Consider the following 25,509-nt stretch of genomic DNA (forward strand, 5'->3'; position numbering starts at 1 on the left):
GCCTGCGGCATCCTTGGGCTGACGACACGTCAAGCGCAGTATCAGAACGGGCAGAACAGGGCGGAAAGACCATGACCGGCCTCACCGAGGCGAACCTCCAAGCTCTGGCAGACCCCCGCTCCTTCGAGCGTGGGCGCGGATACCTCGACGCGGTGTCCGGGATCGAGGTCGGCGACGGCTGGATCACCGCGACCGTCCACGGCACGGAACGGTACGAGGTCGAGTTGACCCTGGACGGGTCCGAAGGGCTGAGCGGCGAGTGCGACTGCCCGTACGGCCTGGAGGGCAACTTCTGCAAGCACCTGGTCGCCCTCGGCCTCACCGCGCTCACCCGGCGGGCGAGCCTGCCACGGCAGCGGCAGGAGGCCCGAAGCCGTGCGCAGGACCTGGACGGCTGGCTGTCCGCCCTCTCGAAGGACGAGTTGCTCGCTCTGGTACGGGAACAGATCGGCGAGGACCGGCAGTTGCGGCGCCGTCTGGAGCTGTGGGCCGCGAGCGCCCGCGGGGACCTCGCCGGAGTCCGGTCCCGTATCCGCGAGCTCCTCGACATCGGCCCGTTCGCGCAGTACGGGTACGTGGAGTACGCCGATGCCCGCGCCTACGCCGACCAGGCCGGGCAGGCGGTGTCCGCCATCGGCGCGCTCACCGCCTCGGGCCGGGCCGCCGACGCGATCACCCTGGCGCGGGAGGCGATGCGGCTGTCGGCCGAGGCGGTGGAGAGCGTCGACGACTCCGACGGATGGCTCAAGCAGATCGGCACCGATCTCGCCGACGCCCACCTCGACGCGTGCCGTGCGGCGCGCCCGGACCCGGCGGAACTCGCGCGCTGGCTGGTCGGACAGGTGCTCGGCGACGAGGTCGGCCTCACCGACATCGATCCGCTCGACTACGAGGACATCCTCGGCGAACGGGGGATGACCGCCCTGCGGGAACTGGCGGTCGAGGCGTGGCGCGGCAACCGCACCGGCTGGGCCGAGAAGTACCTGATGGAATGCCTGGCCAAGGCGGGAGGCGACGTCGACACGGTGATCGCCGTACACGCGGCCGACCTCGCGGACGACGGCCACACCCACCTGGTCATCGCCCGCGAGCTGGACACCGCCCGCCGGCCCGACGAGGCCCTGCGCTGGGCGGAACGCGGCGTCCGGGAAAGCCGGGACCTCGTCGACGTCGACACCGCCCTCGTCGACTACCTCTGCGAGCGTTACGCGCAGGCCGGCCGGCTCGTCGACGCCGTCGCCCTGCGTCGCGATCACTTCGGGGCCCGCCGGTCCCTGCTGACGTACCAGCAGTTGCGCGCCGCCGCGCGGGCCGCGGACTGCTGGCAGGGCGAACGCGCGGCGGCGCTGGCCCTGTTGCGTGCCGACGCGGGACGGCGGCAGCCGGGCTGGTACGGCGGCCCCGTCCTGGTCGACGCCCTCCTCGACGACGAGGACGGCGAGGCCGCCTGGGCGGCCGCCGCCGAATGCGGCGCCGACGACCGGCAGTGGCTCGCCCTCGCCGACCAGGGCCGTGCCGACCGTCCCGCCGACGCGCTCGGCGTTTACCTGCGCCTGGCCGAGCCGCTCACCCGGCAGACGGGCAACGCGGTGTACGAGCAGCTCGTCAGCCTGCTGCTGAGTATCCGCGACTGCCATCGGCGCCGTGGCACACCGGACGATTTCACCGCGTACATCACCGAGCTGCGCGCCGCGCAGAGGCGCAAGCGGAACCTGATGCGTCTCATGGACGAACACGGTCTGTGAGTCGTACGGGGGAGAGGCCCCGGGGTACATGCGGTCATGCCGTTCCAGGCCGTGCCCAGAGCGCCCGGTGAGAGGGCGGTAAGAATCCCGGCGCCGGCGGACTGCGCCGTTCGGTCGCCCGGATCTGCCGTGGCACGGCGGGAAATCTCGGATGCACGGCTGTGACCAGGGCGCATGGGCCCGCAAGACGGGAAAGGGCATCAGGCCGCGGCCGCTTCGCAGGTCGCTGATCTCTTCCTGGACCGCAACTTAGGCATGCCTACACTGCCCCCGCCCGCAGCGTCCGACCGGGCACGATGCTGCTCCGGAGAGAGGTCCGCCGTGTGGGACAACGTGTTTCCCAGCTTCTTGATCGGTCTGCGTGAGGGACTGGAAGCGGGGCTGATCGTCTCGGTCCTGGTCGCCACGCTCGTGCGGTCCGGTCAGCGGTCGCGGCTGCCGCACGTGTGGACCGGGGTCGCGGCCGCCGTCGGGCTTTCGATGAGTTTCGGGGCGGTCCTGACCTTCACCGCGGCGAGCCTGTCGGGGAAGGCCCAGGAGGCGTTCGGCGGCGCGCTGAGCCTGGTCGCGGTGGTGTTCGTGACCGCCATGGTGTTCTGGATGCGGCGTTCGGCCCGTACGTTCTCGGGAGAGATCAAGCAGAAGATCACCGCCGCGCTGGGCATGGGGGCCGGCGTGCTGATCGGCACCGCGTTCCTCGCCGTGGGCCGCGAGGGTCTGGAGACCGCGCTGTTCCTGTGGACCACGGCGCAGGCCGCGGGCAGTTCGACGGGACCGCTGATCGGTGCGGCGGCGGGCCTGCTGATCGCCGCCGGCCTGTGCTGGGGTCTGTACCGGCGGGTGCTGCACATCAATCTGACGCGGTTCTTCACTCTCACCGGTGCCGTGCTGATCGTCATCGCGGCCGGGGTCCTGGGGTACGGGATGCGCGATCTGCAGGAGGGCGGTGTGCTGCCGGGCGGGACGGCGTACGCCTTCGATCTGTCGGCGCATCTCGACCCCGGATCCTGGTACGTCACCGTCGTCCAGGGCACGCTCAACCTCGCCCCGCAGATGACCTGGCTCCAGATCGGGTCCCACGTCGCCTACCTGGCCGTCGTGATGACGCTCTTCGTGCGCGGCGTACGGGCGCCGGTGGCCACCGAGCCGACCGTCGAACCCTCGGAGAGCGCCAAGGCGGCCGCCAAGACGTCCAAGAACCCCGAGACGTCCAAGAACCCCGAGACCTCCGTGCCCGCGGTGGCGGCCGGGGCGCAGCCCCCGCGCCGCCGCGGCTTCCCGCGCTGGACCGTGCCCGCCGCTGTCGTCTGCGCGCCCGCCCTGATCGCGGGCTTCGCGATCGCGGCCGGCGGCGGAAAGCCCTCCGCCGACATACCTGTTGTGGAGGTCGCGGCGGCCGACTGCGGCAAGGGTTTCACCGCGCCCAGGCCGGGCCGCCAGACCTTCCAGGTGCGCAACACCGGCAGCCGCACCGCCGAGGTCTACCTCATCGACCCGGTCGGCAACGCCGTCTACGGCGAGGTCGAGGGCATCGCCCCCGGCACCACCCGGGCCCTGATCGCCACCGTCGGCACCGGCTCGTACGCCTGGCGCTGTGTCCCCAACGGCGGGAAGGCCGTCACCTCGGCCGCCGTCCGGGTCAGCGGCGGCGGCCCCGCCCGGGCCGTCCTGCCGGTTTCCGAGAAGGACCTGGCCGCCCCACTGGCCGCCTACCGGAACTACGTCGACCAGGGCCTGGCCGATCTGCGGACGAAGACGCGCACCCTGCGACGCGACATCGACGCGGGGAACCTCGACAAGGCCCGCCGGGACTGGCTGCCCGCACATGTGCGCTACGCCTCGCTCGGTGCCGCCTACGGCACGTTCGGTGACTGGGACGCGAAGATCAACGGGCGTACGGCCGGTCTCGCCCAAGGGGTCAGGGACCCGGCCTTCACCGGCTTCCACCGCGTCGAGTACGGCCTGTGGCACGGCGAGTCCGCCGTCACCCTCGCGCCGTACGCCGACCAGCTCGTCTCCGATGTCACCGCGCTCCGCAAGGACTTCCCGCACCAGGACTTCGACTCCGCCGACCTGCCCCTGCGCACGCACGAGATCCTTGAGAACACCCTGCAGCACGAGTTGACCGGTGGAGCCGACTACGGCAGCGGCACCGAACTCGCCACCACCGAGGCCAACCTCAACGGCACCCGCGAACTGCTCGGCCTGCTCCGCCCGTTGATCGGCAGGCGTGACCCCGAGGTCACGCCTGCCGTCGACGCCTGGATGCGGCGCACCGAGCGCCTGGTACTCGCTCAGCGTGCCAAGGACGGCACCTGGACGCCGCTGGACCGGCTGTCCGCCACCGACCGGCAGGGCATCGACGGCTCGCTCGGTCGGCTCCTGGAACAACTCGCCCCGATCCCCAGCCTCCTGGAGATCCGCAAGGCCGCGTGAGCGCCCCGCCGACGCCGAACCACGACCCCCGCGAACACCGGGACCGGCCATGCGCCGCCCGCCGGAGAGGACCATCCCGATGACGACCCCGAACCAGGACCAAGCCCCGCAGAGCAGCTGTCCCTTCGGCCGCCGCACCTTCACCAGGACCGCGCTCGGCGTGGGCGCGGCCGGGGCCGCCCTGGCGGGTGCCGGACTCGTCGGCGCGGGCACAGCAGCAGGGGGCAGCACCCCGGCGGCAGCGGACACCGGCACCGGCGAGGTGCCCTTCCACGGCGCACACCAGGCCGGCGTCACCACACCCGCACCCCGGGCCGCCGCCTTCGTCTCCTTCGACGTCATCGCCGACGGACGGGACGAACTCGCCGCCCTGCTGCGCACGATCACCGAACGCGCCCGCTTCCTCACCACCGGCGGCGCGCCCGCCGACCTGGGCGTCGGCGCACCGCCCTCCGACAGCGGCGTCCTCGGCCCCGAACCGCCCGCCGACGCCCTCACCGTCACCGTCGGCGTGGGCGCCTCGCTCTTCGACGACCGCTACGGGCTCGCCGACGCCAGGCCACGCCGTCTCAAGCCGATGCGCACCTTCCCCAACGACGACCTCGACGCCGCCGAATGCCATGGCGACCTGTCACTGCAGCTGTGCGCCGCCCACCCCGACACCGTGCTGCACGCACTGCGCGACATCACCCGCCATACGCGCGGCGCGATGCAGATCAAGTGGCGCGTCGACGGCTTCCAGAATCCCTCCCGGCCGACCGGCACGCAGCGCAACTTCCTCGGTTTCAAGGACGGCATCGCCAACCCCGACACCGCCTCCGCCCGCGAGATGGACAGACTGGTCTGGATCACCGAGGGGGCGGGGGAGCCCTCCTGGGCGGTGGGCGGCAGCTACCAGGTCATCCGCGTCATCCGCATGCTGGTGGAGTTCTGGGACCGGGTCTCGCTCACCGAGCAGGAGAAGATGATCGGCCGCCGCCGTGACACCGGCGCCCCACTGGACGGCGCCCAGGAGACCGACACTCCCCGCTACGCCAAGGACCCCCGGGGCGAGGCGATCCCGCTGGACGCCCACATCAGACTCGCCAACCCCCGCACCACCAAAACGGACACCGCCCGGATCCTGCGCCGCGGCTACAACTACGACCGCGGCGTCGACAAGGTGGGCAACCTCGACATGGGCCTGGTCTTCTGCTGCTACCAGCAGGACGTGGTACGCCAATTCGAGGCGACCCAGACGCGGCTGATCGACGAGCCGCTCGTCGACTACATCACCCCCACCGGGGGTGGCTACTTCTTCACCCTGCCTGGCGTGAAGGGCCACGACGACTGGCTGGGCCGCGCCCTGCTCCGGGGCTGAGGCCTGCTCCGGGGGCTGAGGCCGAACCGCCTGCCGGGGGCCACCGGCCCTCGTCCAGGACCCGAAGTGACCCACCAGAAACCCGACAGACCTGCCAGACCTGCCGACGCAAGGTCAGGTACTCGACCTGGACGGGCTCACGGTTGTCAGTCCTGTACCGGCAGCCATCCGCGACGGACCGCCCGGACGCCGGCTTCGAAGCGGCTGCGTGCCCCGAGGCGTTCCATCAGGTCGGTGGCGACGCGGCGGGCCGTGCGAGGGGAGACGCCGAGGCGCTTGGCGATGGCCTCGTCGGTGAACCCCTCGGACAGCAGACGGATGGCGGTCGCTTCCTGACCGCTCAGGCCCTTGCCGTCGACGGTCGCCGCCCGGCCCAGGGGCTGGGCGGTCTCCCACACGCTCTCGAACAAGGCGCACAGGGCGGTGAGAGTGCCCTGCCCGGTGAGCACGACGGCGGCGGCCGCCGTGTCGTCGTTGCTGACCGGGATCACCGCTGTGCACCGGTCGACAATGATCATCCGCGTCGGCAGAGACGGCACGGTCCGGACCTGGCCGCCCAGTTCGGCGAGCCAGGTGGCGTAGTCCACGGTGGGCTGGTTGTTCCGCAGGCTGTCCAGGTAGACGGTCCGCATCCGCACCCCGCGCCCGAGCAACTGCTCGTCCAGCGGCCGGGCCGCCGCGATGTTCTCCGTGGTCTGTGCCCCGTCCGGTGCGAAGGCCAGCACCTCGCTCGTCGCGTCCCGGCCCAGGACGGCCAGCCGGTCGCGGATGGCGTCCAGGCCGACGAGCTGTTCCACTCCGGGATGCGCGGTCGCCGGGCGCAACTCGGCGTACTCGGCGATGAGTTGGGCCGCGGCGGCGCGGGACGCCTCCAGGCGCTGCTGCTGAGCGGCCAGGTCCGCCTGCTGGCGGGCCATCAGGATCTCCATGCCGATGTCGGGCGACACGGCCCGCAGCCGCCCGGCCTGGTCCGCCGACGGCCGCACCAGGGCCAACTCGCTCAGCATGTCCAGTGCGTGCCGTACCTCTGCCTCGGACACTCCGAGGTGTCCGACCAGGTCGGCGACGCCGTCGTCCGGGCGTGCGAGCAGCGCCCGGTACACCCGTTCCGACGCGGCATTCAGTCCCAGCGTCCCCAGCATGCGTCCCCCCACAGAACACTTTCCCCGCGTGACGGTGTAGATCATGGCAGAGGGGACGCAAACACGCGTACTGATTGCCGAACGCATTGTCGTGGGCCGCCGGGCTGGACTGATCCGGCCATGGCCCAAACCGTCCCGGAGCCAAGGCTGTTGGCGCTCCGCGACCGCTGGAAGTGTTCGGGCCATGTATCTCGTCCACGCCCGTCTGCGTACCCGGGGCGGACGGGACCTTCCTGCCGATGCCGGCATCAGTGTCCTGTCCCAAGCCCTGCCCGAAGAGCGCGTCGAGCACGTGGCGGTCCACCCGCGTGCCGTGCCGCACCCCGTCCTCGGCCTGTATCTGATCGCGGACCGGCTGGAGGTCGCCGAGCGGCGGGCCGCCGAGGTGTGCCGACGCGCGCTGCTGCGCTGCCCCCAGCTCGCGGGCTGGGAACTGGTGAGTGCTCAGGTCCCGCTGTTCGCACCGCACATCGAGGTCACGTCGGCCGGATCCGGCCTCGGTGGACGGATCGGTCCACGGCCGGATCCGTCCATGTGATCCCTCTTCCACCCGCCCTGACCTGCGGCGAAGCTATGACTCGTCAGCAGGGAACACCACCCGGCAGACACCGGCCGAAAGCGCCACCGCGGGGCGCGGACCGGTTCGTACTCCTCATCGCCGACTGCTCGGAAGGAACCTCACCATGCTTCGCACCCGTCTCGCCCAGGCCGCCGCGGTCGTCACCTTCTCCCTGAGCGCAGCGTTCCTCGCCCCGGCCGCCACCGCGGTCGCGGCGCCGGCCGACGAGGTGTCCGCGCCGGCCGCGGCCACGACGAACAGCCTGGGCTGGCAGTAGAGCGCCGCACCGGCCCGCCCGACTCGCACTTCGCACGTCACCGTTCCGCCCTCCGGGCTGCTCCCGGACCGGGCATCTGCTGCCGATTCACGGAGTTGTCCATGCCGAAGTCGTCCAAGGCCCGCCGCGCCGCCACCGGTGCGCTGCTCGCCGGTTCCCTCTCGTTCGGCCTGCTCACAGCAAGTACCACCACCGCCCAGGCCGGCACCGAATGCGGCGGAAGCGTCTCCGTCTACGGCCTCCTGGACGACGGACGCCTGACCTTCTCCTCCATCAACCCCTCCAACGGCGACCGGCTGAAGACGCTCATCGGGCCCGACCTGGGCTTCACGCCGAAGGCGATGGCCACCCTGAACTTCAACACCGTTCTGGTCACCTCCACCGCGGGTGCGCTCTACCGGATCGACGTCCAGACCAACAACAACGCCCTCGTCCTGGCCGACACCAACCCGATCACCAAGATCGCCGACAGTGGCTGGACGCACGACAAACTCGCCTACGACGGCCGCGGCCACCTCTTCGGAACGGCGAACGGCACCCTCATCCAGTACCTCGTCTCCCAGGAGAAGCCCGCCGGTTCCCAGCACATCGGCCAACGTGTCGAGATCGGCGACGGATTCGTCCTCAAGACACTCACCGCCACCGGAGAGGACCGGCTGCTGGCCACCAGCTCGGACGGCCGCCTCATCGACTACGCGATCAACAGCGGTGCCACCCAGAAGTGGACGGCCAGGGAACTGCGGCCCGACGGCTGGTCCGGCTTCAACCAGCTCGTCTCGCCGGGCGGCGGCCTCTACTACGGCCGGACCTCCGCCGGAGGCATGTACTGGTACAAGGACGCCGACCCGCTCGACGGTGACGGCAGCGACATCGCCTACCACAACAACGACCCGGTGGACGCGTCCGGCTGGACCCAGTCGCTGCTGTCGGCCCAGCCCAACAGCTACACCTGCACCACCTCCCTCGACCGGGACAACATCACCGAGGTCAAGGCCGCCGGCCGCCAGATGATGAACGCCTACAGATCGAGCTGGGCCAACACCACCCAGTGGTCCTGCCTCGACCAGCTCTGGACCAAGGAGAGCGGCTGGCGCTGGAACGCCGACAACCCGAGTTCCACCGCGTACGGAATCCCGCAGGCCCTGCCCGGCTCCAAGATGGGCTCCGCCGGCGCGGACTGGGCATCGAACCCCGAGACACAGATCAAGTGGGGCCTCAGCTACATCAACGACCGCTACAACACCCCGTGCGGCGCCTGGAACTTCTGGCAGACCAACAACTGGTACTGAGCGCACCTGACTTCGCCGCACTCGCCTCCACCTTTCCCGAGCGTGAACAACCCGCTCGCACCCAGGACTTCAGCCGCCGGACCCAGCTTCCGGCTGCCCAGAATCAGGAGATCTCATGAACTTCGAGCGCATCCGCAGGTCCGCAGTCGGCGCCGTGCTCGCCGGGACCATGTCCCTGGGCTTCGTCTCGGTCTCCACCGGCGCCGCCCACGCCATCGCCTCGTGCACCGGTGACGTATCGGTGTACGGAGTGCTGGCCGACGGCAGACTCACCTACTCGGCCATAGCGCCCAACACCGGCGACAGACTCCGGACCCTGATCGGACCGGACCTGGGCTTCACGCCGAAGGCGATGGCCACCCTGAACTTCAACACTGTTCTGGTCACCTCCACCGCGGGTGCCCTCTACCGGATCGACGTCCAGACCAACAACAACGCCCTCGTCCTGGCCGGGGTGGAGAAGATCTGGGAGAGCGGCTGGACGTTCGACAAGCTCACCTACGACGGTCACGGCCACCTGTACGGAACCGTCGAGGGCCAACTGCACCAGTACGTGGTCTCGCAGGACAAGCCGCAGGGCTCCGCGCACATCGGCCAGCACGTGGTCATCGACACCGGCTTCGTCCTCAAGACCCTGGCCGCCGCCGGTGACGACCGGATCATCGCTTCCACCGCCGACGGCCGGCTGCTCAGCTACCGGATCAACGGCGTGAACGACTGGGACCGCGCGGTCCTCAAGCCGAGCGGCTGGTCCGCGGTCGACTCCCTCACGTCGCCGGGCGGCGGCCTCTACTACGGCCGGACCAACGGCGGGCTGTACTGGTACCACGACTCCGACCCGCTCGACAGCGACGGCGAGGACATCGCCTACCACCCGAGCGACCCGGTCGACGCTTCCGGCTGGACCCAGACGATGCTCTCCGCCTCGGCCGGCAACTGCGCCTACGTGCCTCCGGTTCCGCCCACCTCCACCCAGGGCGGCACCATCACCCGCAGCGAGGTCCTGGTCCGGGCCGAGGACTGGTACGACCGCGACGTGCCGTACAACCAGGGAGGGTCCGCCCTCGACATCAACAAGGACGACTCCTACCGCACGGACTGCTCCGGCTTCGTCTCCATGGCCTGGCACCTGACCACGTCCAAGACCACCTCCACCCTGGACGACGTCAGCTCGACGATCTCCAAGAGCGCCCTGCGCCCCGGTGACGCCCTGAACTACTCGGCCGAGCACGTGGTCCTGTTCAAGGGCTGGAAGGACCAGGACGCGGGGACCTTCTACTACTACTCGCACTCCAACCCGGACGCGGACATGGAGTTCGGCTCCGCGAACATCAACAGCGGCTCCATCGCCGGACATCCCGCCTCGTCCTACGTGGCCCTCCGGTACGACAAGATCGCCTGACCGGCCCGCCCGCCGGACTCCGGTGCCCAACTGCCCCACGCATACGGGGCGGTTGGGCACAAGTGGCTGACGGAGGCACTGGCGTCGGCAGTCCCTGACCCGGAACCTGGAGGGCAGCCCTTCACGACCGACGCCGGCACGAAGAGGGCGCCGATCCCGATCACGGAGGATCTTGCAGAGTGAACGAGGCCGCCGGCAACGCCCGTAAGATCGACCGCCAACCCGCCCATGCCACCTGCCCCGTCAGCCGGGCCGGTGACGGCACATGGCAGGTGCGCGGTTACGCGCAGGCCCGGGCCGTGCTGCGCAGCACCGGCACCCTGCAGGCAGGACTGGGCATCGAGACCGTGGAGAAACTGCCTGCCCGGGTGAGACGCCCCGTCCTCTATCGCGACGGGCCCGAACACCGTGAGCACCGACGCCAGACCGCGCGGTACTTCACACCCCGCCGCGTGGACGAGCACTACCGCGACCTGATGATCCGGATCACCGGGGAGCAGCTCGCCCCGCTGCGCGCCGCGGGCACGGCACAGCTGTCCGAGCTGAGCTTCGGCATGGCGATCGAGGTGGCGAGCGCGGTCATCGGCCTGACCGACAGCAGACCCGGCATCCGCCGCAGGCTGGAGGCCTTCTTCCCGGAGAGGTTCGGCACCCCCGGACTGACCAGCCCGCACGGTGTCTACTGGCTGCTGCGCCAGAACGCCAACTGGCTGCGCATCTACCTCGCCGACGTCAGGCCCGCGATCCGTGCCCATCGCCGCGAGCCGCGCGACGACCTGATCTCGCACCTGATCGCGGAGGGCTGCTCGGACGCCGAGATCCTGGGCGAGTGCCTGACCTTCGCCGCGGCCGGAATGGTCACCACACGCGAATTCATCTGCGTCGCGGCCTGGCACTTGTTCACCGACGGGCCGCTGCTCGACCACTACCGTGCCGGGAACGAGCAGCAGCGCCTCGCCATCCTCCACGAGATCCTGCGGCTGGAACCCGTGGTGGCACGCCTCAGCCGCCGCACCACCACCGCCCTCGAACTCGCCGGCGCCGACGGACCGGTCACCATATCCGCCGGCGAACTGATCGACATCTTCCTCGACGACGCCAACACCGATCCGCAGGCCGTCGGTTCCCGGCCGCTGTCCGTCTGCCCCGGGCGCACCCTTGACGAAGATCCGGGCACGACCGCACTGTCCCTGCTGTCCTTCGGCGACGGACCCCACCGATGCCCCGGAGCCGCCATCGCGATCCTGGAGAGCGACATCTTCCTCAGCCGCCTCTTCGCACTGAAGGGGATCCGGATGACAACACCGCCCCGCGTCACCTTCAAGGACGAGATCGGCGGCTACGAAATCCGCGACCTGACCGTCGCCACCGACCCGTCGTGACCACGGAAGGAACCTGACCCCCGAGCCGGAACGCCGAGGCTCCGGGAACGCCATCCGGCCTTCATCACGCGCCGCCCTGCGTCCTCTCACTCCTTCGGGAGAGCCGCTCGACCGAGTGCCACGCCCCGACTGGTCGGTCTCCGGTGTCACCGGCAGCGTGAGGGGGACCCAGGCAGGGAGACCGTCACCCGCCGAACCGTTGAGCGAGGCCGGATGGTGCAGGAATCACGCTTGATCGCCGACGCGCGACTCGGAGTGCCGGACGAGGCGCAGGCTCAGGCACGGGAACGGACTCACGAGCGCCCAGCGCGCCGCGATTCCGGCACGCAGCGTGGCGGCCCCCGGCGGGTAGCGGCCGCACACCCGCTGCTGTGGCTCGCGGCCGTCGCCGCCGCCTTCACGCTCGTCCAACTGGCCCTGGTGGTACCAGGTCTGGGGCTCGGCTGGGACGAGACGGTGTACGTCAGTCAGGTCAGCCCGCAGGCCCCGGCGGCGTTCTTCAGCGCGCCCCGCGCCCGGGGCATCACCTACCTCGTGGCCCCCGTCGCGGCGCTCACCACCTCCACCGAGGCCCTCCGCGTCTACCTGGCCCTGCTGTCCGGCTGCGGGCTGTTCGCCGCCCTGTGGGTATGGCGGCGGCTGCTGTCCCCTCGCCTCCTCGCGGTCGCCGGTGCGCTGTTCGCGAGCCTGTGGGTCACGATGTTCTACGGCCCGCAGGCCATGCCCAATCTCTGGGTCGCCTACGGGGCGCTGGCCGCGGTCGGTTGTTTCCTGCGCGCCGTGCGCGACCCCGGTGACCGCCGGGCGCTGATCGGCCTGGCCGCCGGGGTGGCGCTCGTCGCGCTGATGCGACCCACCGACGCGGTGTGGCTGGTCCTGCCGCTCGCCGCGGCGGCCTTCCTCATGCGGGCACAGCGCCGGCAGCTGCTGCTCGTCCTGCTCGCGGCGGGGGCGGCGCTCGGCTCGGCCGAATGGGTCATCGAGGCGTACGTCCGCTACGACGGCCTCTTCACGCGGCTGCGGCGGGCCAGCGAGATCCAGGGCCACCTCGGGGCGTACTTCGCCATCGACGACCACGTACGCGCGCTGGCCGGGCGCACCCTGTGCCGCCCCTGCGACGTGTCCTGGCGGCACCCGGCCACCTCTGTGTGGTTCCTGGCTCTGCCCTTGTTCGTGGCGGGCGGCGTCGGGGCGGCGGCCCGCACTCGGCACCGCACCCCGGTCATCCTCGCGACCGGGGTCGGGCTGACGCTGGCCCTGCCGTATCTGTTCACCGTCGGCTACGCGGCACCACGGTTCCTGCTGCCGGCGTACGCCCTGCTGAGCCTGCCGGTGGCGCAGTGCCTGATCCGGATCGCGCGCGTGCGGCCACAGTGGCGCCCGGCCGCTGTCGTCCTCCTCGCCGTGACCGCCGTCGCACATCTGGGGGTCCAGTACCGGCTGCTCGACGGAGTGACGGACCGCGTACGCGCCAACACCGCGGACTACACCCGCATCGCCGCCGGACTGCGCGCTCAGGGCGTGCGCCCGCCCTGCGTGATCACCGGCGACGACGCGATCCGAGTCGCGTTCCGCACCGGCTGCGCCTCACGCCAGTCCGGCGGCCACGACATCAGCATCACGCCCGCCGCTCTCGCCACGGTGGCCCTGCGCCAACCGCTCGCGGTCCTGCGCTCCGGCGATCAACGACCGCCGGCATACGCCCGCTTCTGGCACATCCACCCTCTCCCGGATCTGAACGGCCGCACCGCCTATCGCGCGTACCTGTCCCCGACGGCGAGTGAGGCGCGCCAGGAATGACGTCCCGCTCGCTCAGCGGACGTCGGCCACCGAGAAGATGCCCAGCCCGCTGGACCCGTACAGCACGCCGCCCACCAGCAGCGGTGGCATCGAACTCGGTGACAGCTCCTCGAAGGAGTGGCCCTGGGTGTCGAAGGACGGGGCGGTGCGCCCGAGCTCCCTGCCGGTGCGCGGGTCGAGGGCGAGGATGCTGGTGTCCGGCATGTTGACGTACAACAGGCCGTCGTGGATGGCCGGTTCGCTGAACACGCGCAGCTCGCGCGAACTGGTCCACAGCGGCTTCCCGCGTTTGAGATCGAGAGCGAGCAGGGTCTCGTTGCCGTAGTCGAAGATGTACATGACGCCGCCGTGGACCAGCGGCGGCGCCTCCGGCTCGACGCTCCAGGGGAAGTCGATGCGACGGCTCTTCCCACTGCCGAGGTCCTGGATGAAGAAGGCCGCGGAGACCCCGGTGTCGTCCTCCCAGCGCGCGTAGTACGCCGTGCTGTCATGAACTGTGGCCAGCCAGAGATCGCCCCCGGGTGCCTTGACGGTGCCCAGCGTCTCGCCCGTGCGTGCGTCGAGGCGCGCGATCCCGCCGGAGCCCCCGCGCAGATCGGCGTAGAGCATTCCCTGGGGCCCCTCGTGGAAGGGGCTCGGCGAGGTGGCGGTCAGCTTGCGCTGCCACAGCTGCTCGCCCGTGCCCGGCTCGTACGCGGCATAGCGTGCGGTGTCGGAAGGCCCGAGCTCGTCCAGCCGTACGAGCAGCACGCCGTTCAGGTATGCGAAATCGCCCACCGGACCGTCCAGCCGCCACAGCCGCTTACCGGTTCTGCCGTCGAAGGCGTCCACGCCCTCGGAGCGGTCGGCGCTGTTGACGTACACCACACCGCCGTGGACGACGGGCGTCCGCCCCGAGTAGCTGTTGAACTCCTTCTTGGCCATGGGCTTCGACCAGTCCACCCGGCCCGTCGCCGGGCTCAGCCGCATCAGTGCGACCTGGGGGGAGGCGCAGAAGACGCCGAGGGCGTTCGGCGTGCACGTCGGGCCGATGGGCATCGGGTCGTCCTCGTCCGGCTTCAGCGCGTTGTGCCACGGCTCCCAGCCCGGCGGCACCGAAGCACGGGACGCCGCCCGCGGGTCGGCCTGGGCGGCCTGGTCGACCGTGCTCGTCGAGTCGTCGCTCAGCAGGGCCGCCCCGGCCGTGCCCGTGACGCCGAGGAGCGCCGTGACGACGAGGGTGGTCCACAGCCGCTTCCCGCGCAGCTTCTGCCCTGCTCGGTCGGCCTGCCCTGCCTTCCCGGACGGCTGTGCCGGGGCTCCCGACAGCACGGTCACCAAGGTCGAGGCAGGCTCCTCACCGGGCCTTTCACCCCCGCCGGGAAGCTCCTGCGGCAGCCCGGCCAGGGTGTCCAGCACCGCGCCCGAAGCCGGCCGGTCCGCGGGCTCCTTCGCCAGACAGGCCGACACCAACGGGCGCAGCGGCTCGGGCAGTTCACCCAGCTCGGGCTCGCTGTGCACGGTGTTGTACGCGGCGAGATAGGCGTTCTCCGCCTCGAAGGGGCTGCGCCCGGTGGCCGCGTACACGAGCACCGCGCCCAGCGAGAAGACATCCACGGCGGGGCCGACCTCGCGCGGGCGGCTGAACTGCTCGGGGGCCATGAAGGGCGGCGAGCCCATCACCATGCCGGTCTGGGTACGGACATCGCTGCTGGCCGCACGCGAGATGCCGAAGTCGATGACGCGGACCACCCCTGGGCGGTCGCCTTCGCCCTCGCCCTCCAGCAGCACGTTGCTCGGTTTGAGATCCCGGTGCACGACCTCCGCGCGGTGGATCTCCCGCAGCGCCTCGGCGAGTTCGGTGCCGAGGCGGCGCAGCGCGGGCCAGTCCAGCGGACCGGACTCGGCGACCCGCTCGGCGAGCGTGCGACCCGGGACGTACGTGGTGGCCATCCACGGCCGCTCCGCATCCGGGTCGGCGTCCACGACCGGCGCCGTGAACGCACCGCTGACCCGGCGCGCGGCCGCGATCTCCTGCCGGAACCTGGCCCGGAACTCGGCGTTGTCCGCGTACCTCGCGTGCACGACCTTGACGGCGACGGCCCGCCCCGACACCGATCTGCCGAGGTAGACGACGCCCATGCCGCCGCTCCCGATCCGCGATTCGATCCGGTAGCCGCCGACGGACCGCGGATCGTCCTCGCGCAGGGTCACCGTTTCTCCTTCACCGGTTCCGGCCTGGACGGCTCCGGCCCGGACCCCTCTGGCATGAACCGCTCACTCTAGCGGCCGGCCGCGCGCGACGACCTGCTTACCGGCTGGTCGGCGCCGCGTGCTGCACGACCTCGAAGGACCACACGGCGGACCCGCTCGACACCGGCTTGGGGCGCTCTCCGCCTTCGGTGCTCCCGCCCTGGTGGGACGCCTTCGTGGTGCTCTCCATCCAGGCCTTGAAGGATTCCTCGTCACGCCACCGCGTGTAGACGAGGTAGCTGTCGGTGCCTTCGACGGGGCGCAGCAGCTCGAACCACTCGAACCCGTCGGAGTTCTCGATGGCGCCGGCACGAGAGGCGAAGCGCTTTTCCAGGGTCTCCCGCTGCTCGGCGGGGACGGTCAGTACGTTGATCTTCACGACGCTCATGGCCCCATCCTGCCGTACGGCGGACGGCAGCCGAGGACCGGCTCCTACCAGGCAGTTCTCGGTGCCCATGAGGTCCACGACCGGGGCCGTGGCCGGCGCGCGTCCGTCTGGGATGCTGGCATGGTGCCGACGACGCCGCGGATACCCGACCCCGTCACCCCGGACGCGCCCACGGCTCTGAAGCGGCCGTTGCTCACCCAGCAGTGGCTCGATCTCGCATTCGTCCACTGGGCGGTCGATCCGGACGACATCGCCGGGCTGTTGCCGGCCGGTACCGTCCCGGACGTGCTCGACGGGGCCACCTATGTGGGCCTGGTCGCCTTCCGGATGCACCGGGTCGGCTGGCTCCGGTCGCCGGGAGTGCCCTACCTGGGGACGTTCCCGGAGACGAACGTGCGCCTGTACTCGGTGGACGCGCACGGTCGTCGCGGCGTGGTCTTCCGGTCGATGGATGCCGCCCGGCTCGTGCCCGTGGTGATGGGACGGGCCGGCTTCCGGCTTCCGTACGTGTGGTCCCGGATGGCCGTCCGTGCCCAGGACGATCTCATCACCTACACCAGCTCCCGGCGGTGGCCCGGGCCCCGCGGCGCATACAGCCGGATCGTCCTGCGAAGAGGCGAACGGGTAGGAGAACCCACCGAGTTGGAGCACTTCCTGACCGCGCGCTGGGGCATGCACAACGCCTTCTTCGGCGACGTCGGGTATCTCCCGAACGCGCATCCGCGCTGGCCGCTGCACCGCGCACAACTGGTCGCCTGTGAGGAGAACCTCCTCGCGGCCGCCGGCGTGGCCGGGCCGCTGGGACAACCCGTGAGCGTGCTGTACTCGCCCGGCGTCCCGGTCCGGCTCGGGCGTCCGAGCCGACCGGCCGGCATCCCTACTCCCTGAGCGCTGGCGGAGGGGGCCATTCCGGAACCTGTGGAACGCCTTACCTCATTCAGTCATCCAGTGAATAATCTTTCTGTAGTTCCCGATGAATCGCCGCTTAATCGGGGTCGATGAAATTCCTCAGAATCTCCACGAGGGCTTGACGTCGCCGGGATTGCGCGGATCGGATACGGTAGCTGGCATTCCGTTTCGTGTGGATGAACCACCGGGTGCCCGAGACCTCGCATACCTCGCATAATGCGAGTCACCGATAAACCATCCTGTTACGTTTTGGTTGCGTATCCCGTGCGATGGCTGATACCGTTCCTGCGTCTTGAAGCTTGTGTTAACTAAAACTGCGGAATGTGGCTCTACTGACTGGTCCCGGTCGGTCCCGGAATGATCTCCATGTCATCTGCGAGATGACCTTCGGGCAATTGCGCGGCGTTGGACGGCGCCAGCGCCCCGAGCGGTGACTGTACGTCCCTGACGTCTCCTTTTCATCTTCATCGCTGTCTTCCCATGAAGCTCCGGATTGCCACAGGGGGATAGGTTCATGAACGGTCAGCTGGTAGCTGACACCACTGAACTCACGGCGCAGAATTCCACCGAACTAGTGTCCCTGAGCGAGTTGACGCACTTCGATTCGCCCCGGTTGTCGGGTGCGGACAGCGAACATGTGCGCCTCCTCGCCGATTCGGAAGACGAGCTGCCACCTATTCTCGTCAACCGCAGGTCGATGCACGTCATCGACGGGATGCATCGAGTGCATGCCGCGAGTCTGCGCGGCCAGGAAAAAATCGAGGCGGTCTTCTGCGAGTGTGGCGATGAAGAAGCTTTCGTACTCGCGGTGAAGGCGAATATCTCGCACGGTCTTCCGTTGCCGCGCTCCGACAGAAATGCAGCCGCCAAGCGTATCATCAATGCCCATCCGGAATGGTCGGATCGGTCGATCGCCTCGGTCACGGGCCTCTCCCACAAGACCGTCGGCGCGATCCGCCGCCGTGCGAGTGGGGAAATTCCCCAGTCGCACACCCGGCTCGGGCGCGACGGCCGGGAACGCCCGGTCGACGCCGCCGACGGCCGCATCCAGGCGGGCCGGATCCTTGCCGAGCGTCCCGGCGTATCGCTGCGGGAAGCCGCCAGGGAGGCCGGGGTGAGCCCCGCCACCGTGCGGGACGTCCGGGACCGGCTGCGGCGCGGCGAGGCACCCGCTGGTCGCACCCTCGGTGCGGCCGCTCCGGGACCGGCCGTCGCGGCCGGAACCCTGCCGCGGTCGAAGGAACTGGCCCGTATCGACCGCGGCCCTGACCTCTCCCTGCTGATCCACAACCTGCGCAAGGACCCCTCGCTGCGACTCTCCGAGTCGGGACGCACCCTGCTGAGGCTCCTGGACGCCTGCACGGTGGGCCCGCAAGAGTGGGCCCGGATCAGCGACAACGTGCCGCCGCACCGTGTGGAGATCATCGCCACGGCCGCACGCGAGTGCAGCCGGGCCTGGCATGACTTCGCGACGGAGCTGGAGCAGCGCTCCAGCCGGCAGGCATCCGGCTGACCTTCACCCTTCGTCCCGTCCCCTCGGGCCTCGGCCCCGCCCTGTCGGACCGACGGCCTTCGCCGCGCGCGGTCGACTTCCCGGCTGCTCGGCGCCCAGGAAAGGCAGGCATGACGATCAGCACTGTCAGGGGCTCCCGCGAAACGGGCGCCCAGGACCTTCTCGACTCTCTGCTGGCGCCCGACCCGCCCCCGTTCGCCCTCCTGCGCAGAGCGGGCGCGGCCGACGTGGAGGTGCTGACCGGAGAGACGGCCGAGGTGACGGCGCTCGCCGACCTGCCGTCCCCCGACCTCGCGTGCGGGGCCGGAGGTGGGGGACCGGCCGAGGTGCTGGCGGTGATCCCTTTCCGGCAGGTCACCGAGCGCGGCTACACGTGCAACGACGACGGCGAGCCGATCCTGGCGCTGACTGCGGAACGGCGGGCCACCCTGGCCGCCGAGGAGGCGCTGGAGCTGCTGCCGGACACCGAAGTCGCCCTGTGCGACGGCGGGTTCGACATCGGGGACGACGAGTACGAGAAGGTCGTGGAGAAGATCCTGGATCAGGAGATCCGGGCCGGTGAGGGTTCGAACTTCGTCATCAAGCGGTCCTTCCGGGCGACGCTCCGCAACTACCGGCCCGAGGTCGCCCTGACCGTCTTCCGTCGGCTGCTGGCCATGGAGTCGGGCGCCCACTGGACGTTCGTGGTGCACACCGGCGACCGCACCTTCGTCGGCGCCTCCCCGGAGCTGCACGTCCAGGTGGCCGAGGGCGTGGCGCGGATGAATCCCATCAGCGGCACCTACCGGTATCCGCCCTCGGGCGCGGATCTGGACGGGGTGCTGGAGTTCCTGGACGACCAGAAGGAGACCGACGAACTCTTCATGGTCGTGGACGAGGAGCTGAAGATGCTCGCCCGGGTCTGCGACCGCGGCGCCCGGGCCCACGGCCCCTACCTGCGGGAGATGGCCAAGCTGGCGCACACCGAGTACCTGCTGGAAGGCCCCTGCTCGCTGGACGTCCGCGAGGTGCTGCGCGAGACGATGTTCGCGCCGACCATCACCGGCAGCCCACTGGAGAACGCCTGCCGGGTGATCGGCCGGCACGAGGAGAGCGGGCGCGGCTACTACGGCGGTGCCCTGGCCCTGCTCGGCCGGGACACGGCCGGCCGGCCCACCCTGGACTCGGCGATCCTGATCCGCACCGCCGAGATCCGCCGCGAGGGCGACGTACGGATCGACGTCGGCGCCACACTCGTACGGGGATCGCGGCCCGCCGCCGAGGTCGCCGAGACCTGGGCCAAGGTGGACGCGCTGCTGGCCGCCACCGGTCTGGAGCGGTGCCCGCCGGCCGCCACGCCCGCCGGACCCCCGGGCGGCGGCACCCCGCTGTCGCGCGACCCCGAGGTGAAGGGCGCCCTGGAGCGCCGTAACGCGGGACTGTCGGCGTTCTGGCTCGGCAAGGAGGACAAGGAGGACGAGGGAGTCAAAGGGGACAAGGAGGAGGACGGTGGGTCCGCCCGCATGCCCGGACAGGACGCGGGACGGCTGCTGATCGTGGACGCCGAGGACATGTTCACCGGCATGCTCGGCCACCAGAGCCGGGCCCTGGGACTGGACGCCACCATCCGTTCCTGGCAGTCGGTGGACCCCCAGGACCTCGACGCGTACGACTGCGTCCTGCTCGGCCCCGGACCGGGCGATCCCCGGGCCGCCACCGACCCCAAGGTCCGCCGGATCACCGAACTGATCGCCCGCCTCTTCGCCGGGGGCGTTCCCTTCGTCGCCGAATGCCTGAGCCACCAGGTGCTGTGCTCGATGCTCGGGCTCGGGCTCTTCCGGCGCGAGCGGCCCAATCAGGGCACCCAACGCCGTATCGACCTGTTCGGGCGGCCCGAGACGGTCGGCTTCTACAACTCCTACGCGGCCCACCACACCGAGGACCTGCTGCGTTCCCCGCTCGTGGGCGGCGCCGTGGAGTTGTGCCGAGATCCCGCGACCGGGGAGGTGCACGCGGTGCGTGGTGCGCGGTTCGCCGCCACCCAGTTCCATCTGGAGTCGGTGCTGACCGAACACGGCGCCGACCTCCTGGCCGGCCTGCTGAGCGGGGTGCTGCGCCGGTTGGCGGAACCGATCGAATGCGACGCCGACCGGTGATCGGCGACGGCACGCGGGCGACGCCCGGGCCGCCGTGGCCGGCGAGCGGTCCGGCGGCCCAGCAGCCGGAGTGGGCGACGCACCCCGCCTACGAGTCCAGCTGCGCCGCGTTGGTGTCCTCGCCCGCGCTGGTGACCCCGGGGGAGCTGACGCGACTGCGGCGGACCCTCGCGGTGGTGGCCGGGGGCGGTGCGGCGATGCTGCAGCTCGGCGACTGCGCGGAGAGCTTCGAGGAGAGTGACGCCGACCAGGTCCGGGCCAAGACGGCGGTGCTGCATGCCCTCGCCGACGAGGTCGCGAACGGTATCGGTCGGCCCGTGTTACGGGTCGGCCGGATCGGTGGTCAGTTCGCCAAACCCCGCTCCCGGCCGCTCGAAGAGATCGACGGAACGCTCCTGCCGGTCTTCCGGGGCCACATGGTGAACGGCGAGGCCGCGACCTCCGAGGCGCGGGCGCACGATCCGCGGCGGATGGTCCGGGCGTACGAGGCGAGCGCCCAGGTGCTGCGCGTCCTGGCCCGCGAACGGGGCCAACGGGCTCAACGGACCCAGCGCGCCCAGGGATTCGACGTGGGGCCGTGGGCCAGCCACGACGCGCTGGTGGTCGACTACGAGGCCCGGCTGGTCCGTTCCGAGGCCGGGCAGCGGTTTCTCGGCTCGACCCATCTGCCCTGGCTCGGCGACCGCACCAGAGCACCCGGCTCGGCCCATGTGCGGCTGCTGTCCACGGTCGCCAACCCGGTCGCCCTCAAGCTCGGTCCGTCCACGGAACCCGCGGAACTGCGCGAGGTGTGCGCGCTGCTGGACCCGGAACGCGACCCCGGCCGGCTCACCCTGATCGTGCGGATGGGCGCGGAACGGGTCGCCGGGCTGTTGCCGCCACTGGTGGCCGCCGTACAGGACGCGGGCCACCGGGTGGTCTGGCTGAGCGATCCGATGCACGGCAACACGGTGCGGGCGGCCGGGGTGAAGACCCGTCACCTCGACGACATCGTGGACGAGGCGACCCGCTGCAAACGCGTGCTGGAACAGGCGAAGGAGCACCCCGGCGGGCTGCATCTGGAAGTGGCCGCCTCGGATGTCACCGAATGTCTGGGCGGAAAGGTCGACGGGGTGGACCGGCTGGCCGAACGCTATACGACACTGTGTGATCCACGGCTGAATCCCGATCAGGCCGCCGAATTGATGCGCGCCTGGATTCAGGCATAGAAATCCGTAGACTCGGCGATACCTCCGCCACCGTCATTCGCTCCCGCGCCGGCGACTGCCCTTCTCCTCCGGAAGGTGAGAATGTGACCGAGCAAAACGAACGCGCCTGCCGGGTCGCCCTGGTCACCGGAGCGGCCGGCGGAATCGGAACCGCCGTGGCACGTGCTCTCGCGGCCCGGGGAACCGTGGTGGCGGCCGTGGACAAGAATCCCGATCGACTGACCGAGCTTGTGGATAAACTGGCGACCGACGGGCTCAAAACCGTCGTATTCCCCGCCGACGTAACCGACAGCGGCCTGATGGACGAGATCGTCGAGCGGATCGAGACCGAACTCGGCACCATCGACCTGTTGGTGAACGCGGCCGGAGTAATGCACACCGGTGCCGCAACAGCCATGTCCGACAGGGAATGGCGGGCGATCTTCTCGGTCAATCTCGATGGTGTCTTCCACTGTTCCCGGGCCGTCGCCGCGCGTATGAAAGAACGCGGCGGAGGCGTCATCGTGACCGTCGCCTCGAATGCCGGCCGGATACCCCGGATACAGATGGCCGCCTACGGCGCCTCCAAGGCGGCCGCATCCCTCTTCACCAAGTCACTCGGGCTGGAACTGGCGGAACACGGAATCCGTTGCAATGTGGTGTCGCCCGGCTCCACCGACACCGACATGCTGCGTTCGCTGTGGTCGGCGGAATCGGACCGGAAGCTGACGATCGACGGTTCGACGGCCGCCTACAGGACCGGAATTCCGCTGCGCCGCATCGCGGAACCCGGTGACATCGCGGACGCCGTCCTCTTCCTCGCCTCCGACCGGGCCCGGCACATCACCATGCAGGATCTGTGCGTCGACGGCGGCGCCATTCTGGGAGTGTGAGGAAAGGACATGAGCATTCCCGCCATCGCGCCCTATCCGATGCCCACCGCCGCCGATCTGCCGAAGAACCGCGTCGACTGGCGGGCGGACCCGGACCGGGCCGTCCTCTTCCTCCACGACATGCAGGCGTACTTCCTCGCTCCCTACGACCCCGGCAGCACCCTGTACGGCGAACTGCTGGCCAATATCCGCGCCCTGCGCGAGCGCGCGGCCGCTCTCGGTATGCCGGTGGTCTACTCGGCCCAGCCCGGCGACATGGACCGCGAACAGCGCGGCCTGCTCCACGACTTCTGGGGCCCGGGCATGTCCGCGCGCGAGCACGACACCGCGATCGTCGAGCCTCTGCGGCCGGCCGACAGGGATCTGGTCCTGACCAAATGGCGCTACAGCGCCTTCGTCCGCTCGGAACTCCGGGACGTGATCAAGAATTCCGGGCGGGACCAACTGATCGTATGCGGCGTCTACGCCCATGTCGGCTGCCTGATGACCGCGGTCGACGCCTTCAGCTCCGATATCCAGCCGTTCCTGGTCGCGGACGCCGTCGCCGATTTCACCGCCGGCCACCACCGCTCCGCACTCGACTATGCCGCTCAATGCTGTGCGGCGGTCCACACGACCGAGCAGTTACTCGATTTCCTGGCCGTTCCGTACGAGGGGTGATGCGCCCATGAGTGCCACGGAAACCTTCCGTGTCGACACCACGACCGATATCGCCGCCGACCCCGCGACCGTGTTCGCCTATGTCAGCGACCTCACCAGAAGCGGGGACTGGAGCCCCGAGTGCCGGGGCGGTCGGTGGAGTTCCGGAGATCCCGCCACCGTCGGTTCCGTCTTCACCGCACGCAACCACCGCGAGCCGGAAGTGGTCGGCTGGGCACCGGTCGTGCGCGGGGAATGGACCACCGAATGCGAGGTTCTGGAGTCCACCCCGCCGAGGGTGTTCAGGTGGGCCATGCGGGACAGCGGCGGTCGGGCCCAGGAGAGCGTATGGTCGTTCACGGTCGCGCCGACGGCGGAGGGCAGTTCGCTGACCCACGCCTTCTGGATGGGTGAACTGACCGAAGGTATGCGGGGAATTCTCGCCAGGATGAGCGACGACGAGATACCGAAGTTCCTCGACGCCTGGGCGGACAAAATCCACGGCGATATGCGGCAGTCGCTCGCCCGTATCAAGGACCAGGTGGAATCCGCCTCCTGACAGCAGAACAACCAACGGCAGAACGGCAATCGGCAGGGCTGAACGCGGACGCACGTGGAAGGTGACACCATCGTGATTCTGCAACGCATCGGGAACAGGGGGCTGTTCCTGGGGTCTTTCTTCGACGGCGCCGCCAAGAAGAGCCCGTACCAGAGAATCACCCTCGACCACGAACTCGACATCGCACCGGAGCTGGGCAGCGACCTCACCGTCTACGCCTGCGCGAACCTCGTCGCCGAAATGGCCTCCGCGCTTCGCGATCTGAACGTCCGCCCGGGCGACAAGGTCGCCGTCTACAAGCAGGACTGCTTCGACATCTTCCTGCTCACGTGTGCGGTCGCCCGCATCGGCGCGGTCCCCGTCGCCCTTTCGCCGAGCCTCCAGGGCGAGACCGTGGCACAACTGCTGGACCGCTGCGACCGACCCCTTCTGATCACCGACGAGAAGAAACTGGCGGACGAACTGCCGCCGTCGGCGGCCAAGCGCTGCGCACGTGTCTTCCTGGTGTCCGGCGAGGCCGAAGGCACCATCCCGCTCCGGCGGGACCCCGAGGCGCACCTGCGGCCCTTCACCAGGACCCGGACCACAAGCCCCGCACTGCTCACCCACACCTCAGGCACCACGGACGTCCCCAAACTCGTAGTTCACACCGCCCGTTCGCTGCGCGCCCGGTACCGTCCGCAGGCGCTCGGCGCCCGGCTGCTGATACGCGGCCGCGAAACCCTCGCCGTGCGGGTCTCGTTCGTCCACTCGCGGCTGGTCACCGCGCTGGCCATCGCGCTGAAGCGCGGCTTCCCGATCGTCATCACCAAGGACGCCGCGCCGGAGCGGATCGCCGACATCTTCGCCGAGGCCAGGCCCGGCGTTCTGGAGGCCCACCCCAACACCTTCGTGGAATGGGAGCCGTTGGCCGACGACCCGCGCGGTCCGCTGTCCAACGTGCTGGCCCTCAGCTCCACGTTCGACGCCATCCACCCGCGGACGGTGCACAGGATCCTGGGCGCCTCCCGCCGCCGGCGCCCCTTCCACCTCCAACTGTACGGCCAGAGCGAGATCGGCCCGACCGTCGGCCGGGCCACCTCCCGGCGGCGCGCGATGTCCGCCGACGGGCGGTGCGTCGGCTTCCCGTTCCCGGGGATGACGGCGATCCGGGTCGTCGACCGCGACGGCCGTACCCCCGGCCCGGGCGACCCCGGCTTCATCGAGGTGCGCTCGGACGGCCGGGCGCTCACCTACTTCGGTGAGGAGGCGCGCTTCCAGCGTCAGCTCAACGACGGCTGGTGGCGGATGGGCGACGTCGGCCACCGCACCCGGTGGGGCTGCCTGCACATTTCCGACCGCGAGGTCGACGTCATCCCCGGTTTCGGCAGCGCGCTGGAGGCCGAGGACGTGCTGATGTCACGGCTCGACGCTCTCCTGGAGGTCGTGGTCGTCCCCGGTCAGGAGGGCGCGCCGACCCCGGTCGTCGTCACTCGGGACGGCGCTCCGCTGGACCCCGCCCGCTGGGCGAAGGCCACCGCCGGACTCCCCGCGATGCGCCTGCCCGTTCAGCTGAGCCTGGCCGAACTGCCGCGCACCGCCACCGCCAAGGTGCGGCGGCTGGAACTGGCCCGTCGGCTGTGGGCCCCGGGTCCCGGCACCCAGCCGACCACGTGAAGGGGA

At 70.4% G+C, this 25,509-nt stretch carries 20 protein-coding genes; 17 read left to right on the forward strand and 3 right to left on the reverse strand.

Going from position 1 to position 25,509, the window contains the following annotated elements; translation table 11 throughout:
- Positions 1–71 precede the first annotated feature (71 nt).
- The 3 genes from AB0I18_RS02125 (at position 72) to efeB (ending at position 5,541) form a co-directional block, all read left to right on the forward strand.
- Positions 72–1,745: a hypothetical protein gene (locus tag AB0I18_RS02125; protein ID WP_363103424.1), complete on the forward strand. Its 1,674-nt coding sequence runs from the start codon at positions 72–74 to the stop codon at positions 1,743–1,745.
- A gap of 321 nt (positions 1,746–2,066) precedes the next feature.
- Positions 2,067–4,181: an iron uptake transporter permease EfeU gene (gene efeU / locus AB0I18_RS02130; protein WP_363103425.1), complete on the forward strand. Its 2,115-nt coding sequence runs from the start codon at positions 2,067–2,069 to the stop codon at positions 4,179–4,181.
- Between the two features lie 79 nt (positions 4,182–4,260).
- Positions 4,261–5,541: an iron uptake transporter deferrochelatase/peroxidase subunit gene (gene efeB, locus AB0I18_RS02135; RefSeq protein ID WP_363103426.1), complete on the forward strand. Its 1,281-nt coding sequence runs from the start codon at positions 4,261–4,263 to the stop codon at positions 5,539–5,541.
- A gap of 146 nt (positions 5,542–5,687) precedes the next feature.
- On the opposite strand, the gene AB0I18_RS02140 is transcribed toward efeB, so the two are convergent.
- Positions 5,688–6,683 carry a helix-turn-helix transcriptional regulator gene (locus tag AB0I18_RS02140; protein ID WP_363103427.1) on the reverse strand — a complete coding sequence of 332 codons (996 nt, stop codon included), beginning with the start codon at positions 6,681–6,683 and terminating at the stop codon, positions 5,688–5,690.
- Positions 6,684–6,867: 184 nt separating this feature from the next.
- Between AB0I18_RS02140 and AB0I18_RS02145 the strand changes: the two genes are divergently transcribed.
- The 6 genes from AB0I18_RS02145 (at position 6,868) to AB0I18_RS02170 (ending at position 13,392) form a co-directional block, all read left to right on the forward strand.
- Positions 6,868–7,221 (forward strand): hypothetical protein, encoded by a 354-nt coding sequence (locus AB0I18_RS02145; RefSeq protein WP_363103428.1) that lies wholly within the window; start codon positions 6,868–6,870, stop codon positions 7,219–7,221.
- Positions 7,222–7,366: 145 nt separating this feature from the next.
- On the forward strand, positions 7,367–7,519 hold the full coding sequence (locus tag AB0I18_RS02150) for a hypothetical protein (protein WP_363103429.1): 153 nt from the start codon (positions 7,367–7,369) through the stop codon (positions 7,517–7,519).
- A gap of 101 nt (positions 7,520–7,620) precedes the next feature.
- A complete protein-coding gene (locus tag AB0I18_RS02155) occupies positions 7,621–8,808 on the forward strand; it encodes a tachylectin-related carbohydrate-binding protein (RefSeq protein ID WP_363103430.1) in 1,188 nt (395 codons plus the stop codon).
- 115 nt (positions 8,809–8,923) lie between these two features.
- A complete protein-coding gene (locus AB0I18_RS02160; protein ID WP_363103431.1) occupies positions 8,924–10,210 on the forward strand; it encodes a tachylectin-related carbohydrate-binding protein in 1,287 nt (428 codons plus the stop codon).
- A 179-nt stretch (positions 10,211–10,389) separates the two neighbouring features.
- On the forward strand, positions 10,390–11,592 hold the full coding sequence (locus AB0I18_RS02165) for a cytochrome P450 (RefSeq protein WP_363103432.1): 1,203 nt from the start codon (positions 10,390–10,392) through the stop codon (positions 11,590–11,592).
- 231 nt (positions 11,593–11,823) lie between these two features.
- On the forward strand, positions 11,824–13,392 hold the full coding sequence (locus AB0I18_RS02170) for a hypothetical protein (RefSeq protein ID WP_363103433.1): 1,569 nt from the start codon (positions 11,824–11,826) through the stop codon (positions 13,390–13,392).
- A 12-nt stretch (positions 13,393–13,404) separates the two neighbouring features.
- Here the strand turns inward: AB0I18_RS02170 and AB0I18_RS02175 are convergent, their stop codons facing one another.
- Together AB0I18_RS02175 and AB0I18_RS02180 are read right to left on the reverse strand one after the other, a co-directional pair.
- Positions 13,405–15,585: a PQQ-binding-like beta-propeller repeat protein gene (locus AB0I18_RS02175; RefSeq protein WP_363103434.1), complete on the reverse strand. Its 2,181-nt coding sequence runs from the start codon at positions 15,583–15,585 to the stop codon at positions 13,405–13,407.
- Between the two features lie 97 nt (positions 15,586–15,682).
- Positions 15,683–16,012, reverse strand: a complete 330-nt coding sequence (locus tag AB0I18_RS02180; RefSeq protein ID WP_363103435.1) for an antibiotic biosynthesis monooxygenase — start codon at positions 16,010–16,012, stop codon at positions 15,683–15,685.
- Positions 16,013–16,132: 120 nt separating this feature from the next.
- Here AB0I18_RS02180 and AB0I18_RS02185 point away from each other — a divergent pair, with 120 nt between their 5' ends.
- The 8 genes from AB0I18_RS02185 to AB0I18_RS02220 all read left to right on the forward strand — a co-directional run bounded on the left by AB0I18_RS02185 (position 16,133) and on the right by AB0I18_RS02220 (position 25,503).
- Positions 16,133–16,900, forward strand: a complete 768-nt coding sequence (locus AB0I18_RS02185; RefSeq protein ID WP_363103436.1) for a DUF2071 domain-containing protein — start codon at positions 16,133–16,135, stop codon at positions 16,898–16,900.
- 535 nt (positions 16,901–17,435) lie between these two features.
- Positions 17,436–18,434 (forward strand): ParB/RepB/Spo0J family partition protein, encoded by a 999-nt coding sequence (locus tag AB0I18_RS02190; protein WP_363103437.1) that lies wholly within the window; start codon positions 17,436–17,438, stop codon positions 18,432–18,434.
- Positions 18,435–18,544: 110 nt separating this feature from the next.
- Positions 18,545–20,569 (forward strand): anthranilate synthase family protein, encoded by a 2,025-nt coding sequence (locus AB0I18_RS02195; protein ID WP_363103438.1) that lies wholly within the window; start codon positions 18,545–18,547, stop codon positions 20,567–20,569.
- A complete protein-coding gene (locus tag AB0I18_RS02200; RefSeq protein WP_363103439.1) occupies positions 20,551–21,777 on the forward strand; it encodes a 3-deoxy-7-phosphoheptulonate synthase in 1,227 nt (408 codons plus the stop codon). The genes AB0I18_RS02195 and AB0I18_RS02200 overlap by 19 nt, the downstream gene beginning before the upstream one ends.
- A gap of 83 nt (positions 21,778–21,860) precedes the next feature.
- A complete protein-coding gene (locus AB0I18_RS02205) occupies positions 21,861–22,649 on the forward strand; it encodes a 2,3-dihydro-2,3-dihydroxybenzoate dehydrogenase (RefSeq protein WP_363103440.1) in 789 nt (262 codons plus the stop codon).
- A gap of 9 nt (positions 22,650–22,658) precedes the next feature.
- Positions 22,659–23,309, forward strand: a complete 651-nt coding sequence (locus AB0I18_RS02210) for an isochorismatase family protein (protein ID WP_363103441.1) — start codon at positions 22,659–22,661, stop codon at positions 23,307–23,309.
- A gap of 7 nt (positions 23,310–23,316) precedes the next feature.
- Complete coding sequence (locus AB0I18_RS02215; RefSeq protein WP_363103442.1) at positions 23,317–23,847, forward strand: SRPBCC family protein; 531 nt, start codon at positions 23,317–23,319, stop codon at positions 23,845–23,847.
- A gap of 72 nt (positions 23,848–23,919) precedes the next feature.
- Complete coding sequence (locus tag AB0I18_RS02220; protein WP_363103443.1) at positions 23,920–25,503, forward strand: class I adenylate-forming enzyme family protein; 1,584 nt, start codon at positions 23,920–23,922, stop codon at positions 25,501–25,503.
- Positions 25,504–25,509: the final 6 nt, after the last annotated feature.

It is taken from the genome of Streptomyces sp. NPDC050704 (assembly GCF_040654355.1).
GTDB lineage: Bacteria > Actinomycetota > Actinomycetes > Streptomycetales > Streptomycetaceae > Streptomyces.

Bases quoted from the DNA above. Each gene is read 5' to 3' on its own strand.
- AB0I18_RS02185 (WP_363103436.1), top strand. From the start codon at position 16,133: ATGGTGCCGACGACGCCGCGGATACCCGACCCCGTCACCCCGGACGCG.
- efeB (WP_363103426.1), top strand. From the start codon at position 4,261: ATGACGACCCCGAACCAGGACCAAGCCCCGCAGAGCAGCTGTCCCTTC.
- AB0I18_RS02140 (WP_363103427.1), bottom strand. From the start codon at position 6,683: ATGCTGGGGACGCTGGGACTGAATGCCGCGTCGGAACGGGTGTACCGG.
- AB0I18_RS02190 (WP_363103437.1), top strand. From the start codon at position 17,436: ATGAACGGTCAGCTGGTAGCTGACACCACTGAACTCACGGCGCAGAAT.
- AB0I18_RS02215 (WP_363103442.1), top strand. From the start codon at position 23,317: ATGAGTGCCACGGAAACCTTCCGTGTCGACACCACGACCGATATCGCC.
- AB0I18_RS02155 (WP_363103430.1), top strand. From the start codon at position 7,621: ATGCCGAAGTCGTCCAAGGCCCGCCGCGCCGCCACCGGTGCGCTGCTC.
- AB0I18_RS02200 (WP_363103439.1), top strand. From the start codon at position 20,551: ATGCGACGCCGACCGGTGATCGGCGACGGCACGCGGGCGACGCCCGGG.
- AB0I18_RS02145 (WP_363103428.1), top strand. From the start codon at position 6,868: ATGTATCTCGTCCACGCCCGTCTGCGTACCCGGGGCGGACGGGACCTT.
- AB0I18_RS02160 (WP_363103431.1), top strand. From the start codon at position 8,924: ATGAACTTCGAGCGCATCCGCAGGTCCGCAGTCGGCGCCGTGCTCGCC.
- AB0I18_RS02180 (WP_363103435.1), bottom strand. From the start codon at position 16,012: ATGAGCGTCGTGAAGATCAACGTACTGACCGTCCCCGCCGAGCAGCGG.
- AB0I18_RS02150 (WP_363103429.1), top strand. From the start codon at position 7,367: ATGCTTCGCACCCGTCTCGCCCAGGCCGCCGCGGTCGTCACCTTCTCC.
- AB0I18_RS02125 (WP_363103424.1), top strand. From the start codon at position 72: ATGACCGGCCTCACCGAGGCGAACCTCCAAGCTCTGGCAGACCCCCGC.
- AB0I18_RS02210 (WP_363103441.1), top strand. From the start codon at position 22,659: ATGAGCATTCCCGCCATCGCGCCCTATCCGATGCCCACCGCCGCCGAT.
- AB0I18_RS02195 (WP_363103438.1), top strand. From the start codon at position 18,545: ATGACGATCAGCACTGTCAGGGGCTCCCGCGAAACGGGCGCCCAGGAC.